At 71.3% G+C, this 16468-nt stretch carries 17 protein-coding genes; 8 read left to right on the plus strand and 9 right to left on the minus strand.

What is annotated here, in order from left to right:
• Nucleotides 1-96: 96 nt before the first annotated feature.
• A complete protein-coding gene (locus amrb99_RS22510; RefSeq protein ID WP_347256799.1) occupies nucleotides 97-912 on the minus strand; it encodes an SAM-dependent methyltransferase in 816 nt (271 codons plus the stop codon).
• Between the two features lie 108 nt (nucleotides 913-1020).
• Between amrb99_RS22510 and amrb99_RS22515 the strand changes: the two genes are divergently transcribed.
• Both amrb99_RS22515 and amrb99_RS22520 read left to right on the plus strand, forming a co-directional pair.
• Nucleotides 1021-2205 carry a cytochrome P450 gene (locus tag amrb99_RS22515; protein ID WP_194737069.1) on the plus strand — a complete coding sequence of 395 codons (1185 nt, stop codon included), beginning with the start codon at nucleotides 1021-1023 and terminating at the stop codon, nucleotides 2203-2205.
• Nucleotides 2206-2951: 746 nt separating this feature from the next.
• Nucleotides 2952-4226: an HNH endonuclease signature motif containing protein gene (locus amrb99_RS22520; RefSeq protein ID WP_190859188.1), complete on the plus strand. Its 1275-nt coding sequence runs from the start codon at nucleotides 2952-2954 to the stop codon at nucleotides 4224-4226.
• 43 nt (nucleotides 4227-4269) lie between these two features.
• On the opposite strand, the gene amrb99_RS22525 is transcribed toward amrb99_RS22520, so the two are convergent.
• Together amrb99_RS22525 and amrb99_RS22530 are read right to left on the minus strand one after the other, a co-directional pair.
• Nucleotides 4270-5031 (minus strand): class I SAM-dependent methyltransferase, encoded by a 762-nt coding sequence (locus amrb99_RS22525; RefSeq protein WP_190859190.1) that lies wholly within the window; start codon nucleotides 5029-5031, stop codon nucleotides 4270-4272.
• A gap of 1091 nt (nucleotides 5032-6122) precedes the next feature.
• The gene (locus amrb99_RS22530; protein ID WP_206700062.1) at nucleotides 6123-6548 is read right to left on the minus strand and encodes a hypothetical protein; all 426 of its coding nucleotides are present in this window, start codon (nucleotides 6546-6548) and stop codon (nucleotides 6123-6125) included.
• A 111-nt stretch (nucleotides 6549-6659) separates the two neighbouring features.
• On the opposite strand from amrb99_RS22530, the gene amrb99_RS52535 reads away from it, so the two are divergent.
• The 3 genes from amrb99_RS52535 to amrb99_RS22540 all read left to right on the plus strand — a co-directional run bounded on the left by amrb99_RS52535 (nucleotide 6660) and on the right by amrb99_RS22540 (nucleotide 7718).
• Nucleotides 6660-6782 (plus strand): hypothetical protein, encoded by a 123-nt coding sequence (locus amrb99_RS52535; protein ID WP_277820000.1) that lies wholly within the window; start codon nucleotides 6660-6662, stop codon nucleotides 6780-6782.
• The gene (locus amrb99_RS22535) at nucleotides 6779-7288 is read left to right on the plus strand and encodes a hypothetical protein (protein ID WP_190859194.1); all 510 of its coding nucleotides are present in this window, start codon (nucleotides 6779-6781) and stop codon (nucleotides 7286-7288) included. The genes amrb99_RS52535 and amrb99_RS22535 overlap by 4 nt, the downstream gene beginning before the upstream one ends.
• 82 nt (nucleotides 7289-7370) lie before the next feature.
• Nucleotides 7371-7718 carry a VOC family protein gene (locus tag amrb99_RS22540; protein ID WP_190859196.1) on the plus strand — a complete coding sequence of 116 codons (348 nt, stop codon included), beginning with the start codon at nucleotides 7371-7373 and terminating at the stop codon, nucleotides 7716-7718.
• Nucleotides 7719-7730: 12 nt separating this feature from the next.
• On the opposite strand, the gene amrb99_RS22545 is transcribed toward amrb99_RS22540, so the two are convergent.
• Nucleotides 7731-8282 (minus strand): CGNR zinc finger domain-containing protein, encoded by a 552-nt coding sequence (locus amrb99_RS22545; protein ID WP_190859199.1) that lies wholly within the window; start codon nucleotides 8280-8282, stop codon nucleotides 7731-7733.
• A gap of 85 nt (nucleotides 8283-8367) precedes the next feature.
• Between amrb99_RS22545 and amrb99_RS22550 the strand changes: the two genes are divergently transcribed.
• A complete protein-coding gene (locus tag amrb99_RS22550; RefSeq protein WP_190859201.1) occupies nucleotides 8368-9243 on the plus strand; it encodes an alpha/beta hydrolase in 876 nt (291 codons plus the stop codon).
• A 16-nt stretch (nucleotides 9244-9259) separates the two neighbouring features.
• Here the strand turns inward: amrb99_RS22550 and amrb99_RS22555 are convergent, their stop codons facing one another.
• Nucleotides 9260-10090: an oxygenase MpaB family protein gene (locus tag amrb99_RS22555; RefSeq protein WP_190859203.1), complete on the minus strand. Its 831-nt coding sequence runs from the start codon at nucleotides 10088-10090 to the stop codon at nucleotides 9260-9262.
• Nucleotides 10091-10191: 101 nt separating this feature from the next.
• A complete protein-coding gene (locus tag amrb99_RS22560) occupies nucleotides 10192-10923 on the minus strand; it encodes an isocitrate lyase/phosphoenolpyruvate mutase family protein (RefSeq protein WP_190859205.1) in 732 nt (243 codons plus the stop codon).
• Nucleotides 10924-11096: 173 nt separating this feature from the next.
• On the opposite strand from amrb99_RS22560, the gene amrb99_RS22565 reads away from it, so the two are divergent.
• Nucleotides 11097-12125, plus strand: a complete 1029-nt coding sequence (locus tag amrb99_RS22565) for an alpha/beta hydrolase-fold protein (RefSeq protein ID WP_190859207.1) — start codon at nucleotides 11097-11099, stop codon at nucleotides 12123-12125.
• Between the two features lie 477 nt (nucleotides 12126-12602).
• On the plus strand, nucleotides 12603-12821 hold the full coding sequence (locus tag amrb99_RS22570; protein WP_190859209.1) for a DUF2277 domain-containing protein: 219 nt from the start codon (nucleotides 12603-12605) through the stop codon (nucleotides 12819-12821).
• Between the two features lie 45 nt (nucleotides 12822-12866).
• On the opposite strand, the gene amrb99_RS22575 is transcribed toward amrb99_RS22570, so the two are convergent.
• The 3 genes from amrb99_RS22575 to amrb99_RS53270 form a co-directional block, all read right to left on the minus strand.
• Nucleotides 12867-13484: a hypothetical protein gene (locus amrb99_RS22575; RefSeq protein ID WP_190859211.1), complete on the minus strand. Its 618-nt coding sequence runs from the start codon at nucleotides 13482-13484 to the stop codon at nucleotides 12867-12869.
• A gap of 91 nt (nucleotides 13485-13575) precedes the next feature.
• Nucleotides 13576-14595 (minus strand): aspartate-semialdehyde dehydrogenase, encoded by a 1020-nt coding sequence (locus amrb99_RS22580; protein ID WP_190859221.1) that lies wholly within the window; start codon nucleotides 14593-14595, stop codon nucleotides 13576-13578.
• A gap of 179 nt (nucleotides 14596-14774) precedes the next feature.
• Complete coding sequence (locus amrb99_RS53270; protein ID WP_190859223.1) at nucleotides 14775-16349, minus strand: TraM recognition domain-containing protein; 1575 nt, start codon at nucleotides 16347-16349, stop codon at nucleotides 14775-14777.
• Nucleotides 16350-16468: the final 119 nt, after the last annotated feature.

A 16468-nucleotide genomic window follows, 5' to 3' on the forward strand; every position in this document is an offset into this window, starting at 1 on the left:
GCGACGCAGGCCACCGCTCAAGGAGGCGGGCCACCGCTCACTGCACGCGGGCCACCGCTCACGGCAGGCAGGCCACCGCGCAGAGCCGGGCACCGCTCACGGCACGCGGGCAACCGCGCAGAACATCGATACGTCCTCGACCGCCGGACGGTCCTCCGGCGGCTCCTCCGGACGCCACTCCACCACGGACCCGACGCCGGGCGGCAGCAACTCCAGGCCATCGAAGAAGCGCGCGAACTCGTCGCGGCTGCGCAGCCGGAACGGCACCCCGCTCCGCTCGTTCGCCTCCACGTTCACCGCGTACTCCTCCGGCGTCAGGTAGTCGCCGGTGGCGTGCGTCATCACCAGGTGGCTGCCGGAGGGCAGCGCGCCGAGCAGCGTCCGGACGATCCCGTACGGGTCGTGGTCGTCGGTGATGAAATGCATCGTCGCCACCAGCATCAGCGCGACCGGCCGGGACAGGTCCAGGGTTCGCCGCAGGTCAGCGTCGGCGAGGATCTTCTCCGGGTCGCGCAGGTCGGCGTCGATGTAGGCCGTCCGCCCCTGCGGCTCGCTCGTCAGCAGCGCGCGGGCGTGCACCAGGACGATCGGGTCGTTGTCCACGTAAACGATCCGCGCCGACGGGTCGATGCCCTGCGCGATCTCGTGCACATTGCCGGCGGACGGCAGCCCGGTGCCGATGTCGAGGAACTGGCCGATTCCGGCCTCGCCCGCCAGGTGCCCGACCACCCGGCGCATGAAGGCGCGATTCTCCCGGGCCGCGAGGCCGACCGTGGGAAACGCCGACGCCACCATCTCCGCCGATTCCCGGTCGACCGCGAAATTGTCCTTGCCGCCGAGCCAGTAGTTGTACCTGCGCGAAGGGTGCGCCTTCGTCGGGTCGATCCCCGGCGGAACCAGCTCAGCGTCCACGCGGCCTCGCTTCGTCGCCCGCCGCGAAACCGCGACGGAAGTGAAATGGCAGGACACCATTATGCGTGGCAGGATCGGTCCACGCGCATGACCTACCCGGGAAGGCACATGGTGGATCTTTTCTACAGCCCGTTCGACTTCGCGATTCAGGAAAACCCCTACCCGGTGTACGCGGAACTGCGCGAAAAGTCACCGGTCTATCGCAGCGAAACGGACGGCTTCTGGGCGCTGTCCCGGCACGACGACGTTCTGTCCGCGCTCCGCGACTCAGCGCGTTTCTCCAGTCGGAACGGTCTGCGCATCGAACCGGCGTTCTGGGGTCCGGAGGCGGAGAAGTTCTTTTCGTTCGTCGCCATGGACCCGCCCAAGCACACCCGGATGCGCGGCCTGGTGTCGCGCGCCTTCACCGCGCGCCGCGTCCAGGAGCTGGAGCCCCGCATCCGCGAGATCGCCCGCGAGTGCGTCCTGCCGCACCTCGACGGCGACACCTTCGACCTGATGACCGACTTCGCCGGCCGCTTCCCCACCGACGTCATCTCCGAGCTGGTCGGCGTCCCGGAGGCCGACTGCGGCATGGTCCGCGACCTCGGCATGGCGATCATGTACCGCGGCGAGGAGGGCGACGACCTGCCGCCCGAGGCGCTGCAGGCCATCGGCGCCCTCGTCGGCTACTACACCGAGCTGACGATCGAGCGGTCCAAGGAGCGCCGCGGCGACCTGCTGTCGGGGCTGCTGGACGCCGCCGACGGCGACGACCGCCTCACCCCCGAGGAGATCGTCGGCGTGCTGATCCTGCTCGTCGGCGCGGGCATCGAGACCACGATGCTGACGCTCGGCAACGCGTGGCACGCCGCCTGGCTGCATCCCGAGGAGCGCGCGCGGGCTCTCGGCGGCCGCATCGACGACTGGATCGAGGAGACACTCCGCTGGGAGCCGACGTCGCAGGTGCTCGCCCGCACCGCCACCGAGGACGTCACGCTGCACGGCGTCACGATCCCCGCCGACGCGAAGGTGCTCCTGCTCACCGGCGCCGCGAACCGCGACCCGTCGGTCTTCGCGGACCCGGACCGCTTCGACCTCGACCGCGACACGGGCGCGTCGCTCGCCTTCGGCAACGGGCGGCACCACTGCCTCGGCGCGAACCTCGGGCGTCTGGAGGCGCGCATCGCCTTGCAGGAGGTCACCGCCGTCGTCGCCGACTACGAGATCGACGAGTCGGGCGCCGAGCGGGTGCACTCCTCCAACGACCGCGGCTTCGTGTCCCTCCCCACCCGCATCACCGCCCGCCGCTAAGGGGCCCTTCCGGGGCGCCCCCCACCCCGGGGCGCCCCGGAAGCCCACCCACCTCCGCGACCGTCCCGGATACCGTCCGCCCGGCGCCTTGGGGCAGCGCTGTCCTTCGTGAGGTGCGGATCTTCCGCCGCTAGCGCGCACTGCCTCGCCGCCGAGTAACGCGCTGATGCCAGAGCAGGGCGCCGATGCGCACGCAGCAATAGCAGGCGTCATCGTTTGTCTCGGGGGGTGACCTAATGCTCGGTGAAGGGGAACTTCGCCAAGCACGAGAGGACGCCGACCTGCCCTGCAAGATCATGCTGAGGAACTCGATACGCCTGGACGGCAAGTCATTCTCGTCATCCGAAAGAGCCGTTCAACGCCGGATCAGTGACGGCGTTCGGGAGATCGGCGAGAGGGGTGTTCGGGTGGTGGGGTGGCGCTTGCGTACGGGGCCGCCCCTCCAAAGTCAAGGGCGCCTTCGGCGTCGCTTCGCGATGGACTTCGTCCACCCTTGACTTTCGAGCCTCTGCGGCCCCTAGGCAGGTGATGGGGGCAGGCTCCGCCTGCCCCGCCCCCGGGTCGCCCCACCCCACCACCCCCCTCCGTCAGGAACCAAAGAACGAACTCCTCCTTCCCCGAGGTTCGAAGATCGACAATGGCCACGCGCTTCAGCCGCCTTTCCCGCCGAAAAGATACCGAGAAGAATGTGGCACGAACGGCCTTGAACGGCATCGAATGTCAGTCACGCAGGGTACTATTTACGTATGCAGTCAGTGACGGTCGAGCTTGGGGCCGCGTCCACCATGGAACTGGTGAACGCGCTCTCAACCATCGCCACTGAACTCGCATCGCGAGAAGCTCCCGAATCTCCTGCGGCCTGCCTGGAACTCACCGAAACACTTGTGGCCGCGTCCGATTTGCAGGAAAGCGTCCTCGCCGGATTCATCGGCCGAGTCGACGCCGCCGGACAGCAGGCCCGGTGGGGATATCCCTCCACCCAGGCGTGGCTGCGATCGCGGCTGGGCATGCGCGACAGCCGCGCCAAGGAACGGCTGACTCTTGCCCGGCAGCGTCACCGCCTCCCGCAGGTGACCGAGCGCCTCGCCACCGGCGACTTGTCCTACGGCTACGCCGCCACCGTCGCCGACTCGGTCTCACGCCTGAACGACATCGACTGCGCCGAGGCCGAGACAATCCTCCTCGGGTTCGTCGAGCAGGGCTTCTCGGCCGGGAAGGTAGCCGCGTTCGGGCGCCGGATCCGCGACCTCATCGCCGAACGCGACGACACCGAAGACGCCCCCGACGAGGATTCTCGGCGCGGCTACGACAAGTCCTGGCTCACGACCACGCGTTCGCTGGACGGCGGCCGGTACGTCAAGGGCTGGCTGAACCCCGAAGACGCCGCCATCTGGGACGGCACGCTCGCCCCGCTGGCCAAGCCGGCCGGACCAGACGACCGCCGAGACCTCGCCGAACGCACCGCAGCCGCCCTGTCCAGCGTCCTGTCGGGCGGGCACAAGGCGTCCAAGGTCACCGTGATCTGCGACCTGGAGACGCTGACCGGAGGCAACGCACCCGCCCGCCTCACCGACGGCACCCCCATCCCCGCCGCACAAGCCCGCCGCATCGCACTGGCCGCCGGAGTCTCACCCCTCCTCCTCGGACGCGGAAACACCCCGCTCTACCTGGGCTACCGGGAACGCTTCGCCTCCCCAGCACAACGCCAAGTCCTGGAGACGCTCTACTCCTCCTGCGCGGTACGAGGCTGCGAAGTGCCCGGGACACTGTGCGAAGTCGACCACGTCCACGGATGGGCACTCGGACACTCCCCCACCGACATCGACCAACTCGCACTCACCTGCGGATGGCACAACCGCTTCAAACACAGTCGCCCCGACCAGATCCACATCACCAAGGATCAGGACGGGCGGTACGTCTACCGACTACTCCCACCAGCCGACGCGCGAGACACGAGCAGGGCCGGACCACCGGGCAGCACCGACCCACCCGACACCCCCACCCTCGGCTGGGCCGCTTGACCGCGCTCGTCCATGCCCGGCGCCGGTCCACCCGGCCGCAGGGTTATGGGCGGGTGGCCACCAGCAGATCGACTAGGTAGGTCTCCTCGACCGTGTCGTCCGGGAGTGCCTCCTGCAGCCGACGGCGTTCCTCGACGAGGAAGGCATGCCTGCGGGCCTCGCTGAGGACGAGGAACGCTGAGCGGCTGGTGATGTTGGCCAGGTGGGTGTCCAGAGGAACCACGCGGGTCCAGCGCATTTGACGGCGTGCGACGCGCAGCCCCGTCAGGCCCGCCAGCCGGATGGCTTCGCCGTCGTCAGGACGGACGGTCGGCTTCGGTTCCGTCCCGCAATGCCGTGCGATGCGCTCGTGCTGCGCGCGGATCCACGGCACGTCGAAGGCCGTGGTGTTCCACCAGATCGCCACCGCGCCGTCGCGGCGCAGGACGCGGAGTGCCTCGGGGACGGCGCGGGCCGGGTCCGTCCACTGCCACGACTGCGCGTAGGTGATGAGGTCTTGCGAGTCGTCGGCCAGCGGGAGGGCGTTGCCGTCGCCGCGTACGACCGGCACGTCCGGGAGGGCCCTGCGGCACTCGGCGGCCATGGCTTCACCCGGTTCGACGGCGATGACCTGGGCGTCCCTCGCGCGCAACAGCGCGGTGGCGATCCCGGTGCCCGCACCGACATCGGCGACCCGGGCACCGGCCAGGGGACGACCCGCGAGTTCCTCGATGGTGTCGAAGAGCTGGGGCGGATAGGAAGGTCGGCTGGCCGCGTACTGGGCGGCGGCCCCATTGAACGACTCGGCGCGGGAGCTGGCGGTCATGTCCCCCATCATCGGCCCGCACGGACACCGGCCGATAAGGGACCAGCCGCCCTCACCGTTCCGCTGACGCTTGGCGCCGGAGATCCTCTGCAGCAGCGGGCCGCGCCTGGGGCGATCCCTTAGGCCGTCCCGGGGTGGCGCCGGGTTCTGATCGACTTGTTGTGAGTTGATCACATGCGTCACGTAGTTCGAAAGATCTCGGCTCGTGTGACTGTGGAGAGTTATCGGGTGTTCTGGGTGATCTCGCATCGGTGGCCGTGGAGGAGGTACCGCCGAACGAAAGCCAAGTGCGTACGACGACCACGCAGTGCGCCTGTCCATGCTGCGGCTCGTCGTCGAGACCGCGTCACGGCAGCTACCGGCGGCGGCTGGCGGACCTAGCGGTGGCGGGGCGTCCCGGCGAGCTCCAACTCGTTGCTGTGCCTGGTGGCAGGCTTTCAGACAAGACGCCGGTCAGGCGCACCGTGCCTGCCTGGCCATTCGGGCCAGCGGAGACCCCGCCCTCAATATGAGCCACGAACTCACCGCGCCCCGGCTCCTCGCCAGCCGCCCAGACCGCCCCGGACTCTGCGACACAAGAACCTGCTGGCCCGCTGCCAAGCCGACATCGTTGCCGACTGCGTCGCCTTGTTCGTGACGATGATGGCCGACCGCGAAGGCCACCGGCCCGGCTCCACCAGGCCGATGCCACCGACATGCCTCCGCTGCGCAGCCTCGCCCGAGGCATCCGCCACCACGAACGTCGACCTGCTGAGGCTCCTGATCCTTCGCGCCGACTGAACGCCCCATGTTCCCGGCACGGAAGTCGGCCTACGCATAGTGATCACCGCGGGCCATCGTCCGAGGATGCCGAAGCGGCATCCGGACGTTCCTGGCGGGTGAAGCAGGGCGCTTCGCTGGTGGGGCCGAAGTTCAGATGTCCACGACCGGTCTTCGACACCTTGATGACAGTGGCCGGCACCCGGCCGGCTCCCGGAAGGTGGATCAGAACCGGGCGGCGTCGCAGCAGCCGTCCGCGCCAGGGCTGAATCCGAGGGCGATCCGTACGGCGATCGACATCAAGGCCGAGGGGACGTCCCGGGGCACCTTCGTCAAGTCGGCCGAGTAGGACTGACCGTGCCCGAGCACCGGGTCTGGCGTGCGGTGAGGGCTCGGTGGAGGGGGAGCGTGGTGGTGGTCACGTAGAGGCCGAAGAGGGTGATGGGCAGGAGGCCGACGGGGCGCCATAGCCAGTTCGGGTCGTCGCGCAGGTGCGGCCAGTCGGCGATCCAGTTGGCGGTGACGTCGGCTGCCATCACCGCAGCCGCGAGCGTGACGCCTGCTGGGCGCGCGCGGGCCAGTAGGACGACCACCAGCGGGTCCAGGGCGACCAGGACCGTGAAGAACACCTGGAGTACGGCCGGGGCGAAGGCGTAGGCGTGGACGCCGCCGTGGGCCAGGTCCCAGAGGTGCGCGCATGTTCCCTCGGCGAATCCGGTCAGGTAGACGCCGAGGGCGCACCTCACCCGCCACCGCACGATCCGCACCTTATGCCCGTCTCGCGGGGGACGTGGATGGCCCGTGCGGGGGAGGTGGGCGGGGCGGTGCGGGCGGGAGCGTGGGAGGCATCGCGAGATCAGGAGGAAGCGGTGTCCCGGAAGTTCACGATCAAGGCCGCGGTGATCGCGGTGCTCGTCGCCCTCATCGCCGGGGCGATGCTGGCCACCGGGTCCGGTGAGCCGGCCGCGCACGCGCTCGGGGCCGTCCGATGACCGCCGCCGGGACGCGGGGGCCGGTGCCGCGCTGGGCGGACCGGGCGGCGCAGGCGACGATGTGGTGCGCGCTCCCGTCCGGGATCTGGCGGATCCTGTTCGGGCTCGGCCTGCCGGCGGGCTTCACCGGTTCGCAGGACCCGGCGAACGGGCCATGGTACGTCCTGCCGTACGTGATCGCGCTGACGGCGCTGTCGGAGACGATCGCGTTCCTCAGCCTCGGGCTCGTCCGGCCGTGGGGCGAGGTCTGGCCGCGCTGGGTGCCGTTCCTGGCCGGGCGGCGGATCCGGCCGCTCGCCGCGATCGTCCCGGCGTCGCTCGGCTCGGCCGCGCTGATCTGCCTGTGGACGCCGATGGTCTTCGGTTTCTCGAACACCGATCCGGAGATGCCGCACGGCGCGAAGGCCGTGATCCTCTACGTCTGCTACCTGCCGCTGGTCGCCTGGGGGCCGCTCCTGGCGGCGGTGACGGCGGCGTACGCCGTCCGCCGCCGCCGACACGGGTGACGCCGTTCCCATTCGTCCAAGACCCGCGTGTCCCGGGCGCATAGCGTCGAGGCACGGATCGAACTTCTCTGGAGCCGCTCACATGTCCGTTCGCCGCGTCGTGCCCAATATCCGCTCCGAAGCCGCGGGAGAGAGCCGCGAGTTCTATGGCCTGCTGGGGTTCGAGGAGGTCATGGATCTCGGGTGGGTCATGACGCTCGCCTCCCCGGACGTCCCGGGCGCGCAGATCAACGTCATGTCCGCGGACAGGACGGCGCCGGTCGTTCCGGACATCAGCGTGGAGGTGGACGACGTCGACGCGGCGTACGCGGCCATGCGGGCGCGGGGCGCGGAGATCGTGCATCCGCTGCGGGACGAGGAGTGGGGCGTGCGGCGGTTCTTCGTCCGCGACCCGGACGGGCGTGTGATCAACGTTCTCGCGCACCGCTGACGCGGGGGCCCGTCAGGCGGGTTTGTGGCGCCGGTAGTGGCGGGCGACGCGGACGCGGTTGCCGCAGCGGGCGGCCGAGCACCAGCGGCGGCGCGGGTGGGAGGGCAGGAACAGCAGGACGCAGTCGTCGGCCTCGCACTGCCGGATCTTCGTGACGGACGGGTCCGCGAGGAGGTCGGCGGCGGCCTCGGCGAGCCATCCGGCGAGCCGCGCGCCGGGCGGGCCGGTGCGGCGGCGTGCGGCCGTGACGGCCGAGCCGTCCCAGGTCAGCTCGGTGATGGCGGGTGCGGCGCGCTGGGCGTCGTTGAGCGCGGCGAGGTCGGCGCCGGCGGGACGCTCCCCGTGGCGGGCGCGTTCGAGGGCGTTGGCGACGTGCTCGCGTACAGTGTGCACGGCTCGTACATCGTGTATGTCAAGGGAGTCGGCGTCCGGGAGCCGGGCGGCTTCGAGGTCCAGCCAGGCGCGCAGGTCGTCGGGAGTGGCGAGCAGGTCGCCGGCCGTGGTGCGGGTGTTGACGAGGTCGAGGGCGAGGGGTTCGCCGGTCAGCGGGACGACGTCGCTCATGATGCTAATGCTACATGTGACAGTTGACCTGTTAGTCGGTGCTTGGCTATAACTAACGCATCTTCAGTGGAGAAAGGCGTTAGACATGACGGTTCCCACGGTCGCGCGGACGGTTCACCGGTACCTGGACGTCGACGGCGTCCGCGTCTTCTACCGGGAGTCGGTGCCCGAGCGCGCCGGTGCGCCCGTGCTGCTGCTCCTGCACGGGTTCCCGTCCGCGTCGCACCAGTTCCGGCGGCTGATCGACGTGCTGGGCGCCCGGTACCGGCTCATCGCCCCCGACTACCCCGGCTTCGGGCACACGCGGGTCCCGGACGGCTTCGCGTACTCGTTCGACCGGCTCGCCGACGTCATCGAGGGCTTCGTCGAGCGGCTCGGACTGTCCCGGTTCGTCATGTACGTCTTCGACTTCGGCGCGCCGGTCGGCTTCCGGCTCGCCGAGCGCCGCCCGGAGTGGATCGCGGGCCTGGTCGTCCAGAACGGCAACGCGTACGCCGAGGGCCTGTCGGACGCGGCCCGCGACTTCATCGCGCTGCGTCCCGGCCGGGACGGCGCCGAGGAGACGATCCGCGCCCTGCTCACCCTGGAGGGGACGCGCGGCCAGTACGAGACGGGCGTCGCCGACACCGAGGCGGTCGCGCCCGACGGCTGGACGCTCGACCAGCACTTCCTCGACCTGCCCGGACGCAAGGAGGCGCAGGTCGCGCTGGCGTTCGACTACCACGCCAACGTGGAGCGCTACGGCGCCTGGCAGGCGTGGCTTCGCGAGCACACCCCGCCGACGCTGATCGTGTGGGGCCGCGGGGACCCGTTCTTCACCGAGCCGGGCGCACGCGCCTACCTGCGCGACGTCCCGGACGCCGAGCTCCACGTCCTCGACACCGGCCACTTCGCGCTGGAGGACCGGCTGCCGGAGATCGCGCCGCTCGTCGCGGACTTCCTCGACCGCGCCTGGACGTGACGCGGCCGCCCCGGCGTCAAACGATCGGGCGGTCCTTCCGGATGCGGCGGCGGACGTCCCACAGGTAGACGTTGAACGGGAAAGCGCGGAGGGGGCGGGGCATGGCGCGGTTCGTGGCCGCCATCAGACGGACGAAGCGGTCGAAGCGGGCCTGGTCGCGGGGCGTCCACGGGAAGCCGAGCTCGTCACGGAAGGGGGCCGGCAGGAACCCGAGGGTGAGGAAGCGGTGCAGGCGGCCGAGCGTCCACCGCACGGGGGCGGGCAGGAACCGCAGCTCGGTGAGGTCGCGGAGGTAGCCGCGGGTGACGTCGTCCATCTCGATCTTCGCGAGGGACGCCGTCCAGTACTCCTCGAAGGCGGCGCGGTCGGCGGGCCACATGTCCTCGGTCATCTGGAGGGTGGTGCCGAAGCGGGCGCCGTGCCGGTACAGGGCGTCGATCTGCTCGGGGGCGGGGTCGCCGTAGAGCATCGTGTAGATCATCTCGGTGCCCCAGTAGAGGCACGCGGCCACCCAGAGCTGGAGGTCGCGGTCGAAGGCGTTGTAGGGGACGGGCTCCTTCGCGCGGACGTGCTTGTGGGCGCGGTTGACCTCGCGGCGCATGGCGAGGCGCTCGTCCTCGTCGCCGAGCATCGCGACGGCGATGTAGCTGAGGGTGGTGCGCCCGCGCTTGACGGGGTGCTTGTCGACGCGGCCGCTCTCCACGGTGCTCTCGGCGACGCCGTGCCCGACAGGCAGGCGCGACAGCTGCATGACGACGTTCGCGGCGGCGGCGGACAGGGCCATGCCGGAGATCGCGTCGAGGACTATCGTCGGGGGACGGTCCGTGGACGTGGCGGTCGCGGTCATCCGGTCCTCACTCCTGGTACAGAGAAGCGATTTCCGTATCACTGTGCCAGCTGTAAGCGATCACTTGCAAGGGCGCCCGGCGAACCGGACGCCCCCGCCGGTCAGGCGTACGGATCCTCCTTCCGCAGCACGCGTTCCGAGAACTCCTTGAGCGCGTCCAGCGCCCGCATGTACGGCACCGGCCCGAACGACACGCGCGCGGCTCCGGCCTCCGCCGCCTCGGCGAGCGACGAGCCGGGGAAGACGTTCACGTTCACCGGCCCCGGAATGCCCTTGACCAGCGCCGCCACGGCGTCCGGCGGCGCGGTGATCGGGTAGACGCAGTCCGCGCCCGCCTCGATGTAGAGCCGGCCGCGGGCGATCGCGGCGTCCACCGGGTCCGCGACCCCGCCGATGAACGTGTCGGCGCGCGCGTTGATCACCAGGGCGTCGCCGGCCGCGGCGCGGACCGCGGCCAGGTACTCGGCCTGCTCCTCCGGCTCGGCCAGCTTCCCGGCATAGGTGTCCTCCAGGTTGCAGCCCGCGGCGCCGATCGCGAGCAGGCGCTCCACCAGCTCCTCCGGCGGCAGCCCGTACCCGGCCTCGGCGTCCACCGTGACCGGGACGGACGCGGCCCGGATCACCCGGCCGGCGGCGGCGAACATCTCGTCCGCCGGCGCGCCCTCGTGGTCGGGGTAGCCCAGCATCGCGCAGATCGCCGCGCTCGCGGTGGCGAGGGCGGGGAACCCCGCCTCCTGGACGATCTCGGCGCTCGCCGCGTCCCACACGTTCGGCAGCAGCAGCGGGTCGCCGGGGCGGTGCAGGTCGCGCAACCGGGCGGCGTTCTCGGACATCCGTCTCTCCTTCCGTCACCTGATCGGTCACCAGGGGGACCGGATCGGGACGCTTTCCGTGACACATGCCCCGTCCGGCCGGGTCCGGCACCCGGCCGGCGGCGGTATCCGCGACCCCGGGGGCTGGGTTAGCGTCGAGATGGCCGAGTGGCCCGTGACACGAGGGAGTGCGCATGCTGCCGTGGTCCGCCGACTACGCCGGACGCCTTGAGGAGCACGTCGTCAGCAGCGAGCTGCTGCGCGGCAACCCGCTGAAGGACCCGCACGAACGCCCGCTGCTGGTGTACGTCCCGCCGGGCTACGACGACGAGCCGGACCGCCGCTACCCCTCCGTCTACGTGATCACCGGGTTCACCGGGCACGTCGGGATCTGGCGGAACCGGATGCCGTACCGGCAGCCGTTCCCCGAGACCGCCGACGCCGTGTTCGCGTCCGGCGAGGCCCCGCCCGCGATCGTGGTGTTCGTCGACGCGTGGACGGCGCACGGCGGCAGCCAGTACGTCGACTCGCCCGGCACCGGCAAGTACCACTCGTACATCTGCGACGAGGTCGTCCCCTGGGTGGACGCCCATTACCGGACCCTGGACGCGCCCGAGCACCGGGCGATCAGCGGCAAGTCCAGCGGCGGCTACGGCGCGATGATCACGCCGATGCTGCGCCCCGACCTGTTCGGCGCGCTCGCCACCCACGCCGGGGACGCCCTGTTCGAGTACTGCTACCTGCCCGAGTTCCCCAAATGCGTGCGCCACCTGCGCGCGTACGACGGCGACATCACGCGCTGGTGGGACGACTTCAACGGGCGGGTCTCGTTCACCAAGCCCGAGGACATGGAGCTGCTGAACGTCCTCGGCATGGCCGTCTGCTACTCCGCCCGGTCCGACGGCACGCCGGAACTGCCGTTCGACCCGGTGACGGGCGTCCTGCGCCCGGACGTCTGGGACCGCTGGCTCGCCTGGGACCCCGTCCGGATGGTGCCGGACCATGCCGCCGCGATGCGCTCCCAGCGGGCGATCTGGATCGACGGCGGCACCCGCGACGAGTGGTTCCTGGACATCGGCGCCGAGGCGTTCCACCGCGCGCTGCTGGACGCCGGGGTGTCCCCGGACGTGATCCACTTCGAGCTGTTCGACGCGGGCCACGGCGGCATCGACTACCGCTACCCGCTCGCGCTCGCCTGGCTCTGCCGGCGCATCGCGCCCTGACGTCCCGCCCCCTCACAACGGCGTGCCCGCCCCTCCGGCGGGCACGCCGTTCGCGCTGGTCAGGTCGGCTTTTCAGTGTTTTCAGAGGGGCCGTTCACAGGGATTGAAAATCCAGTGGCCCATGGATTCGTTGACACCGGTCACCCGTCCGGCGAGCCTTTGGGCTGTCCACCGAGAACGTCCGCACCACCCCACGCGCGACGCCTTCGACGACGGACGCTCGCGGATGCGGCCGTCCCCGCCCGGCCGTATCCGCGCCGCCGCATCCGGCGGCCGGCCGACCGCGCCGGGCCGGCCGCCGGCGGGCCGCGCGGGACGGGATCTCGGCCCGTCCCGCGCGGCCGCCGCTCCGCGGACCCGCCCCCCGCCGGGCCCCGGCGCCCCACCTCTGCTGGGCGCCGGGGCCTCAAAACCCCCGGGCCATCGAGGGGCGCCAGGGGGTGCGGTTCTGTCGGTGGTGCGGGTCACAATGGACGCATGTGCCGCAGCATCAAGACGCTCCGCCCGCCGTTCAGCGAGGACGTGACCGACGAGGACGTCCGGGCGGCCGCGCTCCAGTACGTCCGCAAGATCTCCGGGTTCCGGGCCCCCGCGTCCCACAACGCCGAGGCGTTCGACCGCGCCGTCGAGGAGATCGCCCGCTCCACCGCGGCGCTCCTGGACTCCCTGGAGGTCAGGGGCCGCCGCGCGGGCTAGCCGCCCGTCCCGCGCCGACCCGTCCTGTGCCGGCCGGGGCGCCGGTCAGTTGTGGCAGTCCTGGCCGGCGAGGTCCAGCGCGAGGGACGTGACGCGGCCGCCCGACAGCAGCAGGCTGTAGACGGCCTTCGGGTTGCCGGGGACGGGGGCGGACGAGCCGTTCACGCCGCGCGCCAGCTTCGGGTAGGCGCGCTCGACCTGCGCCAGCGTCGACCCGACGCCGATGCCCTGCGGGGTGCGCATGCCCCCGACGGCGAAGATCGACGCGATGCCGAGGCGCGGGGAGTAGTAGACGCCGACCGAGCCTTTGGGCGTGCGGTGCGTCCGCAGGTCGTAACCGGCGCAGCCGGTCGCGCCCCCGCGCACTTTCCCGATGAGCAGGCCGCTCCCGCGCAGCTGCCGGGCCGTCATCCCGAGCCGGAGCGTCCCGTAGCCGAGCGGGCCGAGGGCCGCCGGACGGTTCGGCGCGCCGGGCCTGCGCGGCGCGGGCCGCTGACCGCCACCGCCGCCGAGGTCCGGGGTGCTGGTCGCGCCGATCGCGGGCGCCGACACCTCGGCCGTCCCGCCGCCCTTGGCGCCCGCGCCGCCACCGCCGCCCCCGCAGCCGGCCAGCAGCAGCGCCCCCGCCGCAGTCCCCGCCGCCACGATCGCCGAACGCCCCATCCGGACTCCCCCAAGAAACGATCACGTGCCGGCCCCTCAGACGGGACCGGCACGCGATCGGTTCAATTTGCCCGGAATGCGGGATATGTAGCTACTCCGCGGCGACCAGCTCGGCGATCTGGACGGCGTTCAGCGCCGCGCCCTTGCGCAGGTTGTCGCCCGAGCAGAACAGCGCCAGCCCGTTCTCCACGGTCTCGTCGCGGCGGATCCGGCCGACATAGGTCGGGTCCTGCCCGGCGGCCTGCAGCGGCGTCGGCACGTCCGCCAGCACCACGCCCGGCGCGCCGGACAGCAGCTCGCTGGCCCGCTCCGGCCCGATCGGCCGCTCGAACCGCGCGTTGATCTGCAGCGAGTGCCCGGTGAACACCGGCACCCGCACGCAGGTCCCGGACACCTTCAGGTCCGGGATCTCCAGGATCTTGCGGCTCTCGTTGCGGAGCTTCTGCTCCTCGTCGGTCTCGGCGAGCCCGTCGTCCACGATCGAGCCGGCCATCGGCAGCACGTTGAACGCGATCGGCCGCACGTACACCTGCGGGTCGGGGAACTCCACCGTCGAGCCGTCGTGGGTGAGCCGGTCGGCGTTCTCGACGACCTTGCGCGCCTGCTCGTGCAGCTCCGACACGCCCGCGAGGCCGCTGCCCGACACCGCCTGGTACGTCGACACGACCAGCGCGGCCAGCCCCGCCTCGGCGTGCAGCGGCCGCAGCACCGGCATCGCCGCCATCGTCGTGCAGTTCGGGTTGGCGATGATCCCCTTCGGGCGGTCCGTCGCCGCGTGCGGGTTGACCTCGGCCACCACCAGCGGGACGTCCGGGTCCATCCGCCAGGCGGACGAGTTGTCGATCACGACCGCGCCCGCCGCGGCGACCTTCGGCGCCAGCTCCTTCGACGAGCCCTTCCCCGCGGAGAACAGCACGATGTCGAGGCCCGCGTAGTCGGCGGCCGCCGCGTCCTCGACGGTGATCTCGGTGTCGCCCCAGGGCAGCTTCCGCCCGGCCGAACGGGCCGAGGCGAACAGCCGCAGCTCGTCCACCGGGAATCCGCGTTCCGCCAGGATGCGGCGCATCACGCCCCCGACCTGGCCGGTGGCCCCGACGATCCCGATCCTCATGCCGCTCCCTCTGCTCGTGCTCTGGTCGTCCATGCTCCCGTGACCTGGGCCGACGAGTCTGCCGGGCCCCGTCCCGGGACGTCCAGTAATTAACCCTTCACACCGACTCTAAGCGGCGCTGAACCGAGATGTGCACGCAGGCCACTCGGTCGGGGCCCCGCCCGGCGGCGCCGCTGCGATCACCATACGAACACCGACTCCTCGTCGTCGGGCGTGACCCCGGCGGCGGCGGTGGTGCCGGCGGCGGCGGTGCCGGCGGCGGTCGCCGCCTGGTCCGCGGCGCGTTTCCGGATCATCTCCTCGACCGCGTGCCTGCCCGCGAGGATGTCGTCCCGGTCCGTCCGCTTCCACCACGGGGTGAGCCACATCTCGACGGGCCGGGCCGTGCCCGCGACGAGGGCGGCGCGCCCGAAGGACAGGGTCCGGATCTCCTCGGGGTGCAGCGCCGGCCTTCCCCCGTGCCCGCCCACCAGCTCGGAGAGCTCGGCGAGGTCCGCGGCGCTGCCGCCACCACCGGCGATGACGCGGAACGTGGAGTTGTCCCATAGCTCGGCGGCCCGCGGTCCCCATTCGGCGCGCGCGTCCGCCATCGACGTCAGGTAGGTGTGCACGCCGATGCCGTAGCCGCCGGAGTCCCCCACGTACGTGGGCAGCTCGGGCAGCGGGCAGATGTCCGTCACCTGGTTCAGCTCGAAGGTCAGGGGCGGGTCGAGGCGGCCGGTCGCCTGGATCCTCGCCGCACGCCGGGCCAGCGCGAAGAACTCCTCGACCATGTCGGCGACGACCGGCGCGATGCTCCCGTGCTCGTTGTGCTGCTTGGTGATGAAGTACATGGTGTTGCGGCCCTTGAGGAACTCGTTGAAGTCGAACCTCTCACCGGGAGGCGGCGAGAGATCGTCGAGGACCCGCGGGATCGAGAAGCAGCTCATGACCTGCATCACGCCGGACCAGAGACGCTCGTCCCGCCGGTTGAACTCCAGTGCCGCCGCATAACCCGGTGCGCCCCTGCCTTCGCTTTCGGCCTCGCGCAGGATGTCCACCGCTTCGTCGGCGTTGGCCTCGTAGGCCCAGCGCACCACCTCCCGGATGGTGAGACCGCCGACCGCGCCCGCGTGCAGCAGGCAGCGGACGATGGTGGTCACTCCGCCGACCACCCGGCCCCCCTCCTTCTCCATCCTGAAGCCGCAGGCCCAGACGAGCGCGCCGGATCTGATCCCGACCACGTTCGCGTCCTCGCATCCCTCCAGGTAGTTCCAGCGCACCCGGTGCGGCCACCCCGTCCAGTCGTAGGGGTCGAACACGTACACACGGCCGTACTGCGCCCGCACCATGGCGGTGTTGACGAACGTCTCCCGCCGGGTGGACGTGACGATGCACGGACCGGGGGCATCGATGGTGAAAGGCGTGACGAAGTGCACGTCCTTCCCCTGCCGCGGGGCGGCGACGACGACGACCGACTCGTCGGCGGACGCGTACAGCTTCCGGCGGGACCTGATGTCCCGTCCGATGCAGAAGCCGACGTCCTCGGGCCTCACCTCGCGCCCGGGCCGGTTCGCGAAGGACGGGCGGACGAGCCCCGCCCTGCTCTGAACGGTCCGCGCGCTCAGCAGCCTTCGGACCTCCCAGCCGGACGCGAAGCCGAGCCGCAATCGCCGGAAGGTCCGGCGGCGGCGCAGGTTCAAGAGCAGCCGTACCACGAAGTAGCCCGCCACCGGCACAGAAGCGATGATCGTGATCAGTAAGGGGACCGGCACTTTGGGTGACTCCTCACTGCTCCGCCAGCGCGACTTCGAACGGTCGCTCAGCTGCGGGCGACATCTCCTGGTGCCCCGGATTGTCCGCAGAAGGCCGATGGACGCCACCACTGGTGCGG

The organism is Actinomadura sp. RB99, from assembly GCF_014706005.1.
Taxonomy (GTDB): domain Bacteria; phylum Actinomycetota; class Actinomycetes; order Streptosporangiales; family Streptosporangiaceae; genus Spirillospora.